Here is a 17,216-nt window from a genome sequence, read left to right on the forward strand (position 1 = left end):
TCAAAATCAGTCTCGTTTAAGTGCGACGCATAATAAATGAAAACGATTCGCGTTTAAAGTTTTAATTTATGTCTGAATCTCGCAGAGGTAACCTAAGCTGATTAACCATTAAATATTTCACTTCGCCTATTGAAAATAAGAATGATTATCAACTAAAATGAAAAACATAATCATTCTTATTTACTGCTTATTTAACGAGTAGGGCAAAATATCTAATGAACATGTTTACTAAAAGCAGCATCGCATTAGCCGTTGCGAGCATCACTCTCTCCTCTACCGCGTTCGCGCAACAAGACACTGAAACCCAACAATCAGATTCATCAAACGATGTGTCTGAGCGCATTGAAATCACGGGCAGCCCGCTTGATCGCGCAACGACTGCAACCGGTTTACCACTCACATTGCGACAAACGCCACAGTCGATCTCAATCATCGATCGCAGCTTCATCGATGGTTTTGCGTTGGACACCGTAGCCGATGTCATGCAGTTTGCACCGGGCATACAAGCACAACAGGCCGAGACTGACCGCTTTTTCTTCCGCTCGCGTGGCCGTGATGTGACTAACTTCCAGTTTGATGGTGTACCTATCGCCTATAACAGTTTCTTTAGTGAAGCGCTCGCGGATTCGGTTATTTTCGAACGCGTTGAAATCGTTCGTGGCGCAACGGGTCTACTGACCGGTGCAGGCGAACCCTCCGCAGCCATCAACCTGATTCGTAAGCGTCCAAAAGCCGAAGATGGCGGCTACGCGAGCTTAGGTATTGGTTCATGGAGCAATTACCGCTTTGAAGCCGATCACTCGCAGACCCTGTCAGAGACGGGTAATGTCAAAGCACGTGTCGCAATGGCTTACGAGGAAGGCGACAGCTACGTTGACCTATCAGAAAAAGAAAACGCACAAATTTATGCGGTAGTAACCGCTGATCTAACCACTCAGACACGCTTAACCGCCGGTGCAGATTACAGTGAACGCAACCCGAAAGGCAGCATGTGGGGCGCGCTACCTTTATTTTATTCGGATGGCACCCAAGCAGACGATCTGCCAGTCAGCACCACCACAGCATCTCCTTGGAACCGTTGGGATCGTGAAAGCACAAACGCGTTCGTACAAGTCGAACACGCCTTTGATAACGGCTGGGATGTTCAGTTTGATGTTGAGCGTCGAGAAGGCAAAATGGATGGCTACCTGCTCTACTTCTCGGGTTTTCCTGACAAAGAAACCGGCACAGGGCTTGGCACCTCGCCTAACCACTATGTCGCCGACCGTGAGCAAACATCCGTGCGATTCTTAGCATCGGGGCCATTTGAGCTGTTTGGACGTGAGCACCAACTGACCGCAGGTGCCCTGCATTCAAAGCAAACCGTCGATTCGGTATCGTACGGTACGAATGACCCTATTGTGGTTCCGAGCATCTTTGACTGGGGCAACGGTGTTGAACCCGTCGATTTTAACCAAACACCGAATTACAGCACCTTCGAGTCATATAAGCAGCAAGGTGTCTACGCGGCTGCACAACTCAGCCTGACTGACGAACTCACCACCATCATTGGTAATCGCTTAACGACTTACGAAACAACCGTGGAGTCCCCCTTCTCACCAAGCGACTTCAAGCACTCGGGTGTGAACACCCCGTACTTCGGCATTGTTTACGATATATCGGATATTATCTCGACTTACGCGAGTTACACAGAGATCTTCAAACCTCAAAGCGCGATTGATGCAAACTTTGAGTTGGTCGGTCCCGTCGAGGGCTCCAACAGCGAAATCGGTATAAAGGGCGACTTCTTTAACGAAGCACTCACCGCTAGTTTTGCCGTTTACAAAGTTAAAGAGGATAACTTAGCCATTACTGACCCGGATGCCGCAGAACCATTACCGGGCACCAACATTTATCCATCAATAGGTGTTGCTGGTGCAGAAAGCGAAGGTTATGAGCTTGAACTAAACGGTAAACCCAACGACGCGCTAAACATCTTTGTAAGCTACACGCACAATGAGTCAACTGATCGTGACGGCTCGGATTATGCCCCGTTCTTGCCCGAAAACATGGTCAAAACGAGCGTACTATTCCAAGCGTCTGATGCGTTAAAAGTGGGTGTTAACGCGAATTGGCAAAGTGATATCTCAAACCCCGGCATTGGTCCTAATGGGGAGACATTTACCCAGGACAGCTATACCGTGGTTAATGCAATGGCAAGCTACCAACTGACACCTCAGTGGGACTTAAGCCTCAACGTCAATAACCTCTTTGACGAAACATATTACTCAAGCATCGATTTTTATAATCAAGGCTTCTTCGGTGCGGAACGTAATTTTGAGCTGTCGGTGAAGTACGCTTGGTAAGTTATCGTTTTAGTTAAAACCGTGCAGTGCGAATTCACACTGCACGGCTTTCAACGAGTGAGTAAATAATTAAAACGCTAAACAAATCTTGCCAAAGTGCTTGCCCGACTCTTCGTAACGGAATGCGTCAGCCAGTTCTTCGAGACCAAAGGTCTTATCGATAACAGGTTTCACGCCATTGGCTTCGAGCGCGCGCACAAAGTCTTTTTGATCATCGCAACTGCCCACGATAAGTCCCTGCAAACGCGCTTGCTTTGCCATCAACTTAGCCGTTGGTACTTCACCCGCACTGCCGGTTAACACGCCAATCAACGCGATATGGCCGGCGATCGCGACAGCATTGATAGACTGCGGTAACGTACCGGGGCCGCCCACCTCAATAACGTGGTCAACACCGCGTCCATCCGTCAGCTTGCGAACTGTTTTACCCCACTCCGGGTCTTCTTTGTAGTTAATAAGATGATCGGCACCTAATGCTTTATATTTCTCGAGCTTATCATTCGACGATGACGTCGCGAACACTGTCGCACCCAGGCTCTTCGCGAGCTGGCACGCAAATACCGAAACACCGCCACTACCCAGTACCAACACCGAGTTGCCGGGTTTGATGCCGCCGTCGACGACCAACGCGCGCCAAGCCGTGAGACCCGCTGTTGTCAGTGTTGCCGATTCAGCATGGCTATAGCCTTTAGGTTGGTGAGTAAAGAAGTGCGCAGGGCGCACGACCACTTCACGGGCATACCCATCAATGCCATCCCCGGGCGTCTGCTTAAAGTCACCCACGGGCGCTGGACCACTTTGCCAGTAGGGAAAGAACGTTGAAACCACAGGGTCGCCCACAGCAAACTCTTCAACACCCTCGCCCACGGCCTCGACAACACCTGCACCATCTGACATCGGAATGCGCCCATCTTCGGTTGGAATAAAACCAGCGGCAACACCATAGTCATGAAAATTCAACGAACTGGCTTTTACCCGCACACGGATTTCTCCCGCCGCAGGCTGACCTGGGTCGTCCAGTTCAGTAACCTCGATATTATCTAAACCAAAAGGGTCTTTGAGTTTTAGCGCCTTAATCTTGTCTGTCATGTTCGTGATCCTTTAACTGGGAGTCGTTCTCCATTGTAGTTTTCATCAACTGTATTGGATCACGAAAATCGCTCAAGCGAGTGACAAATACGTTGTTCGGATTTAGAAGCTCGAACCCGGCTGCTGAAGAAACGCCAACTCCTCAGCAGTTGAAGAACGTCCGAGCACCTCATTGCGATGCGGATACCGGCCAAACCTATCAATGATTTCTTTATGTTTTAACTCAAATTTGTAGTTGTTTTCTAATCCTGGCTGGTCAAACAACGCCACGGCTTGTTCGTGAATTAGAGGAGATTCGCTGTGCATATAGGGCATATACAAAAACGCTTTTTGATCATTAGTTAACAGATCATCAGCTTCTTGAGCGACCGCCTCTTGGGCTAAAACCAGCGCCATTGCATCTTGACTAAATGCCCGCGCCGAATCACGAAAAATATTACGTGAAAACTGATCCAACATAATAATCTCGGCGAGGCGCCCTTCTGCGCTCTCGCGCCAGCGCCAGCATTCTCCCTGTGCTGCGGCTTTTAGCGTATCGCCAAAGCGTTGCTTGATAGTATTGTCCAACGTATCACTTTTAGTGAACCAGTCTTTAGGCGTCAGTTCCGAAAACCAAAAGTCGATGACGGTCTGTGGGCTCATGGTTAAGCTCCTCATTTAATGGGCAAATACACGTCGGTGATCATTTCACTCTCTGGGACGTCAGGGAAAAAACTTATCCGTTCAAAGTAAATCGGAAAATCTCTGATTTCATAACCTGAATCCGCTAGCCATTGCGTGTACAAAAAATTCACCACAATACCTATCGCGTCATCGCTACCCGTATGTCTCACTCGCGCACATTTGCCTGCAGGAATAACACTATCGACAACACCATAGTCATTGGGTTCAGCGGACTGCTCTGCGGAGCAACACAGATCAAATCGGTAGTCTTCCGGCGCCGTCGTATTAGGGTCATCATACACCAAGTTGAACGTTCGACTCTTACTCGGTGGAAGTCGATTCAGCTTGCGCCACTCAATAAACTTTTGAATCGTTTGTCCCAACCGATTCGGGGCGCCACGATGTGGCATCACAGCAATTGCAATTTCATCAACCTCAACCACATCGACATTAAAGTTATCGGTGTTACTCATTATGTTGTTCCTTAGCGTTAATATGGGGTCGTATTGAGCGTGCCAAGGAGCCCAGTGCGGTGTGTCCCGAAAATCGGATGGGCTTTTGTCAAAATACTTTTTAAACGCCCGCGAAAATGCCTCGTGACTCTCGTAGCCGTTCGCCAGTGCGATATCCAAAATACTGCCATTTTCTCTATAAGCGAGCTGATAAGCCGCCCGTTTAAGTCGCAGTAGCCGCACGAGCTTAATCACAGACATCCCCAAGAATGCCGAGCACTGGCGATGAAAATGGTATTTAGACAAATAGGCGTGCTGACATAACGCATTAACGTCAAGATCGGTATCAAGGTGTGTTTCTATGTAGTTGATCACATCCAAAAACCGACGTTGATAGTTCGTCATACCGCACATTCCCCCTCAGCAGGTCATCATTAAAACCCAACTGAGGTTGTCAGGCTTGATTAAAATTGCTCAATTCACAACGTTCGGTTAACACGCTGTTGCCATAGCAGGTTGCCATCTAAATAAAGTGATTAACTAAACCCAAACATCATTCGCCGCCGTTTTACTATCCTCTTCGTCGCCAGTATTTACCACGCCACGAGGTTCAATTAGCAACACGTGAGCTTCATGCTCAGCATAGGGTTTGTGCTCGACGCCTTTGGGTACGACGTACATTTCACCCTCGGATAACTCAACATGACCATCTCTAAAGTCAATACGCAGCTTACCCGCAAGCACAATAAAAGTCTCATCAGTATCTTTATGATCATGCCAAACAAAGTCGCCCTGCAGCTTGACCACTTTAAATTGATAGTCGTTCATCTCTGCAATGACCTTAGGCGACCACTGTTCGTTAAACAGACCTAGTTTTTCTTTAAAGTTGATAGCGTTGTGTGGCATTTGATTTCCTTATTAGTGTGCTTCATTGGCTATGCCAGCCGAGTCCCATTGGGTACATCTCTATCCACTGTCGACAGAACGACAGAGCCATCTGCTCGATGCAGTCCGGTCACTAAACACTCCGACATAAACGGACCGATTTGCTTTGGTGGAAAGTTGACGACCACTAACACCTGCTTACCGAGTAGCTCATCCGGTGCGTATAAGTCAGTGATTTGCGCGCTCGACTTTTTAATGCCAATTTTGTCACCGAAGTCGACCTGTAACTTATAAGCAGGTCTACGCGCCTCCGGAAAAGGTTGAACATCGACAATCGTACCAACACGAATATCGACTTTTTCAAAATCAGCCCAATTAATAGATTCCATAAGTCGCCCTCAGTGATTTTTCCAATTACGTACTAATGAGTAGCGTTAATTACGCATCATTGTCTGCATTTACCCAATGTAGCTTTAAACCACCCGTATATTTAACAACGTAGTTGTACAGCAAAAACACGACTGCAAATGACAGGTAGGCGAGAATAAACATCAGTATCGGGGATAACAACAGTAGGCCGATTTTCCAAACTAAACCTTGCACGGAAATTGAAATAATGTAATCAAAGGAAACGGTCGTCTGAACACCGAACACGAGAGCAATAAAACCAAATACTGATATAAATAAATTGATTATCAATGCGACAGCAGCAAGTACTTTTGCGCTTTGTTTAACGTCGATTTTTTTGAGCTCATACTCCATTATAATAAACCTTTACATTAATGACCTGCCTTCCAAACTATATGTTTATGCATACTTTGACCAGTTAAAAATCGATAACTCCTTCCTCGAGAGCCATCTTATTTACGATGGCTCTATTCGTTAGCCTGTTCATCATTGGTTTCCAAAAAAGCCAGGAATCATCCCAGCTTAAAACACCTGCCTTGTGAAGTTTTCTGAGACAACCCTGAGTACTATGTTACTTTATAGTCAATGCTGTAAGTGCAGCTGCACCCAAAAGGTCTCTCGTACATGCTAAAAATTATTTTACTCGTTATTGCTCTTTCACCGTTAACTGCGATGGGCTGCTCGTGTGTCAGCACAGCAAAAAGTATTAACGATGTCATTAACGAACATGATGCCATTTTCATGGGAGTTGCGCTTAAAACTGAAAAAACACCAGGTGACTGGTATACCTCATTTTACAAGACAAAAATAAAAGTAGAACAAATCTGGAAAGGTAACGGCATGCCTACATCTGTTTTCATCAAAACTAACATCGAGACGAACTCGTGCGGCGGGTCTGCTCCTCAGGTTGGCAACCGATTTCTGATTTTTGCCCATAAAACTCAAGATAACTTGTATTTAACAGGTGGTTGCTCAACATTTATGGATCTCAACCAAGTCGAAAAAGATCTCGATTCTCTCAGTTCAGAACAACTGGCTGAGTGGCAATCGATGTTCTCAGAAATGTTTAAAGCAATGGCGAGTGCAGAGAAATAAACAAGCGATGTCACGAACTACATCACCCCAACTTTTTTTCCAGAAAATTAATCGTTTCATTAACCGCTGAACTGGCATATTGACGGCTCGCAAATAGTAAACTGACCGGCGTAGGCGGCGGCATATAAGCACTTAAGATTTGTTTGAGTTCGCCACTCATAATTAAATCAGTCACTGAGTACTGAGGTAAAAAGCCAATACCCAGCCCCTTTTGCGCAGCCTGTCGCGTAGCGCGATTCTCATCACTAAAAAAGCGCCCTTTTACCGTTATCGGGATCTCTTTTCCAGAGCGATAAAAGCGCCAGCGACAGTTATCTTGGCCGCTCGCGCGGTTTACCCGATGCTTACGAATTTAGCGCCACGAGCCGATCCAAGTATTCGACAAGCCGTTTTAGTGTTTATACTGCCAATACTAATAGGCATCCTTTCTCCGTCTACTAGCTCGATAGAACCTCATTGAATGTAATAATTGTAGGCCAATTGCCCGAGTGTCGCATTTCTAAGTGTTCATTTAGTTTCATAGAGGTATCTACTTGGATTATAGAGTCACCTTCGAAAGGGAACTGACGCGCTTCATAACTTTTGCTGAAAGCTTTCCAATAACCAAAACCTTGATCAAATATCACTTCAATGATTCGGCCGGAGGTCCATTTCAATTCAAGCTTGCGAGAATGTTGCAGTTCCTGCGCATTATCTTTCAGTGTAATGGTTGTGCCATTTACACTAGGGCAAGCTCTGCTGATTAGTTGTTCCATAAATTCTCGCTGCTCATAATCGAAGCTCCAGTCATGAAATACTAAACGACCTTCTATGTTCGCTTCAGATTTTAATGCTGTAATATCAATTGACTTCGGCTCACACCTACTAAACAACTTAATAAAACTCATAAGCATCATCACTGCCCATGGGCTTTTCAAATAGCGATCGGAATAGCTTATTGAGAGCAGTGTATCGTTTTTTATTAACTCCAATAATAACGGGAACTCGCGTTGAAGTAAGCCAACCATGCGAAGTGGCAACTGCAATAAGGCACCATCAAGCTCCTGCTTAACATATACGATTTTGGTAGTAACAGCGCCTTCATAATTACCCCAATCAGATGTATTACAAGGCGTTAGCTGTAATTTGGGGAACTCGATTGAACTAACCCAAACTGCATGCTCATCGGTTAACCAATCGTCGTTAATTTCAGTCGTACGTTCCGAGTTACTTAACAAGCTGAATGTTTTGTCGCCTGCTATTAATTGAAATCCTAGGGTGACGTCTTTGAGCAGACCAGCCGTCTCTCCGTAACTTATTTCTACACCTAAATACTCAAGGTTTTTTAAAGTGCGTTTCAAATCATTAACCAATACCTGCCTGCTATTCAAAGCTAAAGTTACACTAACCTTATCGATGGTAATTAGATTTAAAATAAAGGAACGAAACGCATCTGCACTGAGATCCCAACGCTCAGTATCGCCATTCATTGGTAAAACGACGCGAATGGATTCGTTCGTGTGTTTGGCGCGATTTTTCAACATATGGAACGCACGTAAAACACCAGATGAGCAAAACGCCGCATCAGGAATTTGCGTAAACTCTTGTGGTAACTCAAGGTGTTCAAGAATTTGACTCTCGTCAAGCCAAGCAATAGCAGCCCGACGGTCTAGTTCAAAACGCTCGACACTTGAATCATTGCCGGCTAAACAATGAGAACAGACCGTGTCACACTGGCTCGGACATTCAAGCTGTTTGCGAGTTGCGCGTAATAGACCGACCAAGTCATCTATGGCAGTAATAACGAAACCAGCCCCACCGCTTGCTTCATCAAACAATTGAATTACCATTCGGGGCGCACCATTCTCTAAATCCAGTTCTTCGCGCGTAGAAAAGCCAATTTCACTTGGCGAAATACCTAATTGCTCAGCCAGCACCTCGCGCATGGCAACCGCCAACGTATCGGCCACCATATGGTGCTCATCACTGGTTGTTAACCACTGTTGTTGCAGCGGATTACGCAAGCATATTTCAAGCACGTCCGTGCGTACTTGATACCCCAGCGCAATATTCGATTTAACATGTCCTCCCGAGCAAGATTCCTTTAAATCACCGGCAACGGCCCCACCTAATGGACGGTGGTCTCTCAGCACGTCCAGTTCACTAGGAATTGTATCTGTCGCGGTCATTGAGGCTGCGCGGCCACATGCTAAACATACAGCAAAGCCGTAGCCATACTCTCCTTTGGTGTGATGGAAAATTTGCCCGTTGTGGCCAAACCGCACAAAGCCGCAGTCTTTGTTAGGCAGCGTAACTTGTTCGCCTATTAGGCTCACCCGAGGTTCAGCCACCGGAATAAACTTCTGAGTAAGAATATCGTTGCTTGTCGGCTTCCAGAAGTCGGTTAAAAAACCTGTGGGGCGCAGGGTGCTCACCTTTTCACGCTCGGGAATTAACGCGCGACATTGCATATTCGAACAGCACAGATCGCGGCTATTGGCATAAGCATTTTCACGAACTCCTGTTGTACCGCACTTATCACAACGCCAAGCTACCGCAAAATGAATGTCATCATTATTGCCTGGATTTGTGAAATCTTTTATCACAATTCCCTCAGAACGATAAGCACGCCCATCAATAACTAACGTTGCGCCAGGAGCATATTCACGTAACGCAATGTTGAGACTGCGCGAAGGTTTTTCTTTGTTTACAAATACATTGTCTTCGCGCTCTTTGAATTCTTTTTGTCGTTTGCTTTCTTTAAAGTCTTCAATGTTTTTATGATCTAGTTCGACCACATTGGTTGGGAAGCCATGTCCAGGTAAAAACGTGCTGCTAATCAATTCCTTCAATAAAAACTGACTGTTATGTGCACTTAATTCAAACGCAAGTGCACGCTTGTACGGCTCATCCGTCGAGGTATCATACAACGCTTGAATGCGTTGACGCTCCTCCAACCAGTCGGTTTTAATATCAGTTAATTTATCTTTCGCGGCTAGAATTAATTGACTTAATGACTCACCTGCTAGGCTAGTTTGATTAATCACTGACTTAACGGCATCGGCAAACTCGTCGCGTGAATAATCCATCCATGCCAACATTGTTTCGCATTCTGATGGTTCGCCCCCAAAAAATGACTCTGCCGATAACCGCGTACGATCACCCTCATCAGGTAACGTTCTTAAGAACGCGGCTAACAGCACCGCATTCACGTGGCGCTGAACAATTGAACGCGAACTCAGAATCACTTTTGGGGCTGGAATAGCTGTCACAAAAGGCCACATTGGGTTAAGAAAAGCACGCTGGTTATGCGGGTCGGCCTTACACAAAGTATAAGCGATTGCCCGTGACTCTTTGCGTCGACCAGCACGACCAGCTCGCTGCAAATAATTGGCTGGGTGCGGCGGCAAATTATTCATCACAACAGCTGATATGCCACCAATATCGACGCCCATTTCCATGGTTGTTGAACAGTTTAAAACGTTGACATCACCTAACTTGAACAAATTTTCATAGTTTGACAATGTTTTTGTCGACTGCTGAGCCGAATGTTCAGCTGTACGATAGTAAAAGCCCCCTTCGACAATACGATCACTTAGATTATTCCACACCCCTTTACTGCGCAATTCGCGCACTGTCGGATGACTATTTAACTTCTCGCGTATTTCCCTAATTTGCGCAATACCAGACTCAAGAGAAGATAACTCGGTAAAATCGGGCATCTTAACCAGTTCACAGCGGTAATCAGCATCCGTAAGCTTGCGCGGTAGGTAGGGTGTTAATCCTCTAAACGTGGTGTCAATTAGCCGATATGTATTCGGACACAACCAAGCCTTACGTGGCAACGAAAAATTCAACGATGATAATTCTAACTGGAACCCGTTACTGCCAGATTGCTTGAGTATTTGATGCTGAGTTAGATCCGTCCACGCCCGCATCAGCCATAAGTTAATTTTGTCCTTGTCTTCAGCGTGAGCGGTTGAAAGGCCAGTTGCCAATTCAAGTAGTTTCACCAATCGGTTTTTATTCGCTGTTCGCACCTGCGGCCATTTTCTTATACGCGGGTTTTCTTGAATATCAGCGTTAGGCGAAAACAGAAACTTTTGCGTCGACAAGCTGCCCATCCAGTTCTGTAGGTCATCGTCCATACGCATCATGCGGTTTTCTCGCACATAGAAATCCAATGCAACTTTTAGAAAGTTCTTCCAATCATCGAGCGTAAGCTTGGAGCGCTCTCTCAAATTACCGGTTGCATTATGCGCAAAGGTTTCTTCCCAGAATTGGGGGCAGCTGCGAACCTGCTCAAGACCCTCATAACCAACAGCAACTAACCCTAAGGTTTCGGTACTGATTTGCTTTTTTGGACGACGAGAAAATTCACGCATCATCAGCAACTGAGTAAGACGACGTGGTCCACCTTCATCCCCAAATAATCGCGGGTTTGCATACCTATTGTATTTTAACATGGCACTTTTAATGTCATGCTGCTCTATAAAGCGATTCTCCAAATCGGTATATAAAACATTTACCGTCTGAGGCTCTTGCTGTTCGTTAAGTAGTCGCTCGAGCTCTTGCTCTTTTTTACTTGCTTTGTCATGCTGCTTTGATTGCTTTGCGTACGCAATAACCATGCGAAGATCTTCAATTTTTTCGTTCACTTCAGCAGCTTTTTGTCCACCTATTAACTCTAGGTTCTTTTGTTGAAGTAATTGAAATACTAGACCACGAATACGCGAGCGTTCAGCCTCATGCTGCATGCGCACAGCCATTCGTGCTGTCCCTTGACGACTGTCAGTAAATGTAATGAGCTTCCTACCACGGCCTGGCAGCTCTTCTGGGCTGCGCTTGTTTGAATCTTTTTTGTCCGCATCAGGGCAAAACTCAAGAACGGTCGGCACCGCATTGGTTATGTAAAACGGTGCACCTAAATGTGCGCCACGATAAAAGTCACCTTTTGAATCCGTCTCACTAGCGCAAGCCGAACAGTTATCTATCTCGCCTACCCCTATTTTTATAGAAATGTACTCATCGTCAATAACAGCGAACTCGCTTGTTTGTCTATTAAGGCTTTGCAAACAATAATGTTCGTTTTCAGAGGTCACAGCACCAATCACAACATTGGAGCTTACGCCGCGTAAAATGCTTTCTTTTTCATCGTCGGCAGGAGTGTCATCACCATCATCTTGCTCAATGTTCAATGAAAACTCATCAACACCCCGAGAAACTCGATGAGTTAATTTTCCGCGTTGATCTGCTGCTAATAAATGCGGTTCACTGCACTCGTTACAAAATACGACTTCAAAAACTGGCGCTCCACAATCACAATGTGAGCGCTCTGTTACGTAAACGGTTCCAAACGGAAAACTATTGAGCTCGGCTGGCTTGACATTGCAGCTATGGTCAACGCAAGCCCATAAGCCATGCAGCATCCGTTGAAAAAAGTGTGCTCGAACCTTCAAAAACGGATCGCCTTGCTTATCGCCCTTCGTGCCTGTCATCACGTCTAACCAACTCAGAACTTCGACTTGTTGCTGTTGCAACGTTTTTCCTTCCAATAAAGGCGCTACACTCGCCACTAAGTCATCTAGTCGCTGAGGCTTGTCAGTATCAAGAATTGTCGCACGTAATTTACTCGCGATAGCGCTCGACGATAGAGCTTTGAAACGCGACGCAGATACCTCCTCAGCGCTGTCAATTGCATTTACGTCATCAAGTGTATACGGGGTTGACTGCTCTAGCCACCCACCGCTTAATTGAGGGGTAATTCGACGACCCGTAATGACCGAAACCTGCTCAATAGGAACACCGGCCAAGTCGGCCAAATAATGCTGAAGCTTTTCCTCTGCATTAGCATCAGCAATAGTTGCCGACGTCGCCACAAAGCGAATATCTTTCGACTGACGCCCAAACGCATTCACCACCCGCTTCAATAGCAGTGATAGCTCCGCTGCTTGCGAACCAACATAGGTGTGAGCTTCGTCCAATACAATCCAGCGTAGCGACTGCTGCTGCTTTGAAATTTCCAAAATAGGACTATCAACTTGACGTACCAGCATGTACTCAAGCATGGTAGAGTTAGTCATTAGAATCGGAGCAGGCTCTTTTCGTAGTAATTCACGCGATAGTATTTGGTTCTTCAATATCGCTTGGCGTTTACGCACTTCAGATTTGCTGGCTTTGTGCTCAGTTTTACCATTATATAAGCAAAAGCGAATATCGCCTTCAAACTGGCGTGTCCACGCATCGAGTCGCTCTTGCTGTGAGTTAATCAGCGCATTTAACGGATAAAGAAACAGTGCTCGAACACCAATTAATGCGCTCTGTGTTGCTTTTTGTTCGCGAATCAAGTCATCGAGAATGGGTACCATAAAGCATTCGGTTTTACCTGAGCCTGTCCCCGTAGTAATTACCGCTGAACGCGGTTTTTTATCGGTTAACACCTGCCAAGCTTCAACTTGGTGTTTATATGGTTTGATTGATTTATCGAACTCGTATTTAGGTGCTTCGTGCAACGTTTTAATTAATTGCGGATGCAATAATTCGGGGCTCAATTCGGCAAAACTCTTCTTTCCAGGCGTCCAGCCAAATGTATGTTCAAATACAGGATTGGCCAAAAAACTACCTTCTGCACCTAAACAATCGCTAAATTGCTTTTCAATATGCCGGCGAAGGCCTTCATTACGTATACCTAATACGCCCAACGTCGCTTCTTTAATCCGATTTTGAGATTGTTCAATTAATGCCTGGAAAAAATTCATGATTTACTCTTAATTTGGGTTATTATTATTAGCGATTAAATAAGCGGTGGTAGCTGCATGTACTGGCCTAAACCACATTTCACGACCAAAATCAGACAGATTTGTCACTGCAAATTTCAATTGCGATGTTGGCACACCTAAACTTTTCGGACTAGCTAGACCGGCTGTAATACAGGCAACAAACATCGGCAAATAAACCACCGCATCGGTGTAACCAATACTAGATACTTGCTTGAAGCCATCACCTAAACTCGACGCCATCACAAATGCTTTTAACTCATGTGACAAATCAATCGGCCAATTATCGTTTTCAGCAAAAAAACGCCGCAGTTCTTGATACCAGCATGGAATAATCCTCTCGTACGGATATTGACGAACGGCTTGTACATCACCGGTCTGTATATAGTCAGTCAAGTACTCAAACGCCGAGACGATATCTTTAAGTGCAACTTCGCGCTCTCGGACCGTAATGTCCGCGTAACTTTCAGGAACGCCTAACTTCATTATCGCATTAGCAAATAACGTTCGCGCTGATCGCCAAGTATCCACAGGAATAAACTCCCAGACAACCGCCAGCTCATCGCTAATGCGTTCACAAAACATTGAATCAAGTTCAAGCCGGAATACAGCTAAAGCAAGCGCATCACTATTGCACCCTAACGCGCGCCAGGCTTCGAAACTTGAGAGCGGAAGATGGCCGTATTTCCGCTTTAAAATACTTAAATAGTTCCAACCTGAGTGATTATAATCCACTGCCATTTTTTCGATCTGTTCGCGAATAAGGTTCGGGCGCTCTATTGGGTGAAAGAAATTACAAGCTGAGTGTAATGATGTTAAAGCGCCTAAATCAGCCGATTCCACCAAGGTTTCCACCTCGTCGCCCGGCTGAACATAGGGCCGAACTTTCAATTCAGCATCGGCATCTGAATGAACGATCCATGTTGTATTCGAACTGATCAGTTTATCGATTGCATAACGTCCAGTGGGTGTTTCAGCCGATAAAATTGGCTCAATAATTAGCGGATGCTGTTCAGGGTTAATTATATTAATTGCTCGTAAATTAATGGGAGCACGAATGTCATTACATTCATAGTCTTTAATAACAAGGTCATAGCCATCACGTTCCAAATACGCGTTATAACGCTGTATGATTACCCGCTTTAAAACCGTTTGACCTAGCTGAATAACTAACTGCACAGCCGCATCTTGATCGCTTAAATTACCAAGCAACTTGGTAATTTCTCGATGCATGCCAAACAAACTAATTTCAATCGGCAAATGATCAACAAATACGACATCATCTTTGACGTACTTAACCTGCCCTCTCGACATAACGTTTAAGGCAATATTAAAACGCTGTCTTTTGTCACTACTATTGGTTAATTGAATCCGATGCCCTAACAAGCCATCAAGCAGCAGTGATGTACCCTCAAACGCGTCACCCATGGGGGTAATAATTCGTGCTCCAGCGACCGGAAATGGCACACGAAGTGTTACTGGTTTAGAACATTTGTCACTGCAAACATCCACGTTAAAAGAAACTGGAGCTTTGTTATCGCACGTGGTCAAACTGAATTTGCCGGCATCCAATTCATCAATGACAACATAGTTGGCTGCGCCATTGGCAACATTAGGCGTTACTTGGCAACGAGCCGAGGTCATAAACTGAATAAATGCTGGGGTTGCTGATCGAGCTGGCCGTGTACGAATCTTTAAATCGTGAGGAACGACACCGAAGGTCCGTCGAAATAGTGTTTTATCGAAATTGTCTTTTATAACCAACTGAACACGACCATAAATATTAGACAAATGGTTCAGGTTCAAAACACGCCTGTCATTGACGAATATGCGCAAATCTTCAAGTGCAAAGTTTGCGTCATCACTTAAGTTCAATTTAGGAAATTCAAAATAGGTGGTAATCGGTAAAGTCGACCAATTGGTTTCATGCCCTATCACTCGAATAAATGAACGTGGTTGCGCTTTACAAAGTTGGATCTCAAATTCATCATTATCGGCGTTTGTAATCAATGCATTCGACGACAATTCATACAATGTGCCGAAATCATAGACCTTAATCAAATTCGCAGCCGATTCACCTTTACCAAATTGGCACTGCTTCGGTAACCATAAACGGGCACTCGTTTCGGCGATAGAACAGGACTCAGAACCAGCGATGTACCAGCGATCAGCCTGCTCAGTAAGAACCAAAGGCGAAGCATCCAAATCAAGCAAACTATTTTCAATTGTGCGATTAAAAACAACACTACCATGTGAAACTAATTTAAAAGTAAGTGGCTCGGCACTGGCACTGCGCTTAACCTCAACTCGTGTTCGTTTGAAAGTTAACTGAATGCAGTCTTGCTTCTGATCGAGGCTAGCATATATCGGTGAGCCACGAAAAATAAGTCGGTTGCCTTCATAAATTAACGGCTCAAATCGAGTAGATATTATCTCTTGCTCACTGCGCTTAATTTTTAACTCCCGCGGGATAACCACTTCGGAAGTCACATCGACACCACGGTTTGATAATTGAAAATAATTGTCTGATGTGAATTCAGATAACAGCTCAGCTTGGCGCTTCTTCTCAAGTGCACTTTGATGACGGCTCTTCTCTGCTTGTATTAACCAATCGTTAATCAAGCGTCGCCCATTTTCAATATCTAACGGTATAGGAAAATCTTTATTCCACCCCTTAGCATGCTCATCCAAATATTCAGCTGGGTTTTTCACCTCTCGCAGCGGGTAAGCCTCAGTAAGCTTAGTTAAGCGTTCGACAATACCTGAGAGTAACTTAGCAGTATGAATAGTACGGAATACTTGCGGTAATTCTTCCTGATTATCTAACATCAATGACGTTAGCGACTTATCCATTGCGGCAATTTTATAATAAGCACCAATACCACGACGAATTGCCCGACCAAAACCATGAGTATCACTATTTAAGAGAGGCCATGGCAACCCTCCTTCAGCAAACAATGAACCTAAATACGATATCCGGTTCTCGGTTTTTATGGGCTCACGACGCCAAAAAGCTAATCCACCTAGCGTGAGCTGAGCACGATTCTGTTGAGATATTTTCTGTGAAATCAAGTCTTCAATAGGCTTGGTTGAATATTCACCGGTGTACTGTCGACGATAATACTCCGCAACCAAAAGACAAAATGCTGCGCCCGTATAGTGTGGCAGTCCTTTCGGAGGGTGTTTAATGAGATTTGCATGAGTTAAAAGAGAGATAAGCTTCTGAAATTCGTCAGCTGTAACTTGGTAAGAATATAACGGTTCGCCTTGCGGACCTTGAAATAGCTCTCGAGTAAAAAGAAACTCGTTGATCCATGCTTTGCAGTTATCCATGTTCTGATTATTATATTTTTTTAATTATGAAATAAATTTAAATTGAATCTTCTAGATGATCAACCCAAATTTCCCACACAAATTTTGTTTAGGTTATTATTTGAATCTAGGGATTTTAATAAAGCTACTTCAAGAGTTAGCTACTACAAAGGCCCGTAAACAACTAATCTGATTAAAAACAAACTTGCACG

At 44.9% G+C, this 17,216-nt stretch carries 11 protein-coding genes; 2 read left to right on the top strand and 9 right to left on the bottom strand.

Translation table 11 applies throughout. The features are described from left to right. Positions 1-215: 215 nt before the first annotated feature. Complete coding sequence (locus tag OS145_RS07295; protein ID WP_006955653.1) at positions 216-2,345, top strand: TonB-dependent siderophore receptor; 2,130 nt, start codon at positions 216-218, stop codon at positions 2,343-2,345. A gap of 69 nt (positions 2,346-2,414) precedes the next feature. On the opposite strand, the gene OS145_RS07300 is transcribed toward OS145_RS07295, so the two are convergent. The 6 genes from OS145_RS07300 to OS145_RS07325 all read right to left on the bottom strand — a co-directional run bounded on the left by OS145_RS07300 (position 2,415) and on the right by OS145_RS07325 (position 6,196). Then, positions 2,415-3,434: a zinc-dependent alcohol dehydrogenase family protein gene (locus OS145_RS07300; RefSeq protein ID WP_006955655.1), complete on the bottom strand. Its 1,020-nt coding sequence runs from the start codon at positions 3,432-3,434 to the stop codon at positions 2,415-2,417. A gap of 102 nt (positions 3,435-3,536) precedes the next feature. Further along, positions 3,537-4,076, bottom strand: coding sequence for a DUF924 family protein (locus tag OS145_RS07305; protein WP_006955657.1), 540 nt, complete (start codon positions 4,074-4,076; stop codon positions 3,537-3,539). 11 nt (positions 4,077-4,087) lie between these two features. Next, complete coding sequence (locus OS145_RS07310) at positions 4,088-4,954, bottom strand: AraC family transcriptional regulator (protein ID WP_006955659.1); 867 nt, start codon at positions 4,952-4,954, stop codon at positions 4,088-4,090. Positions 4,955-5,089: 135 nt separating this feature from the next. Next, positions 5,090-5,455, bottom strand: coding sequence for a cupin domain-containing protein (locus OS145_RS07315; protein ID WP_006955661.1), 366 nt, complete (start codon positions 5,453-5,455; stop codon positions 5,090-5,092). 29 nt (positions 5,456-5,484) lie between these two features. Continuing rightward, complete coding sequence (locus OS145_RS07320; RefSeq protein ID WP_006955663.1) at positions 5,485-5,823, bottom strand: tRNA-binding protein; 339 nt, start codon at positions 5,821-5,823, stop codon at positions 5,485-5,487. 49 nt (positions 5,824-5,872) lie between these two features. Then, a complete protein-coding gene (locus OS145_RS07325; protein ID WP_006955665.1) occupies positions 5,873-6,196 on the bottom strand; it encodes a hypothetical protein in 324 nt (107 codons plus the stop codon). Positions 6,197-6,466: 270 nt separating this feature from the next. Here OS145_RS07325 and OS145_RS07330 point away from each other — a divergent pair, with 270 nt between their 5' ends. After that, the gene (locus tag OS145_RS07330) at positions 6,467-6,937 is read left to right on the top strand and encodes a hypothetical protein (protein ID WP_006955667.1); all 471 of its coding nucleotides are present in this window, start codon (positions 6,467-6,469) and stop codon (positions 6,935-6,937) included. Positions 6,938-6,959: 22 nt separating this feature from the next. On the opposite strand, the gene OS145_RS13725 is transcribed toward OS145_RS07330, so the two are convergent. The 3 genes from OS145_RS13725 to OS145_RS07340 form a co-directional block, all read right to left on the bottom strand. Next, positions 6,960-7,289 carry a LysR substrate-binding domain-containing protein gene (locus OS145_RS13725; protein WP_083773250.1) on the bottom strand — a complete coding sequence of 110 codons (330 nt, stop codon included), beginning with the start codon at positions 7,287-7,289 and terminating at the stop codon, positions 6,960-6,962. Positions 7,290-7,374: 85 nt separating this feature from the next. Continuing rightward, positions 7,375-13,674, bottom strand: a complete 6,300-nt coding sequence (locus OS145_RS07335; RefSeq protein ID WP_006955671.1) for a DEAD/DEAH box helicase — start codon at positions 13,672-13,674, stop codon at positions 7,375-7,377. 9 nt (positions 13,675-13,683) lie between these two features. After that, on the bottom strand, positions 13,684-17,025 hold the full coding sequence (locus OS145_RS07340; RefSeq protein WP_006955672.1) for an STY4851/ECs_5259 family protein: 3,342 nt from the start codon (positions 17,023-17,025) through the stop codon (positions 13,684-13,686). Positions 17,026-17,216 lie beyond the last annotated feature (191 nt).

The organism is Idiomarina baltica OS145 (assembly GCF_000152885.1).
In the GTDB taxonomy this organism is placed as follows: domain Bacteria; phylum Pseudomonadota; class Gammaproteobacteria; order Enterobacterales; family Alteromonadaceae; genus Idiomarina; species Idiomarina baltica.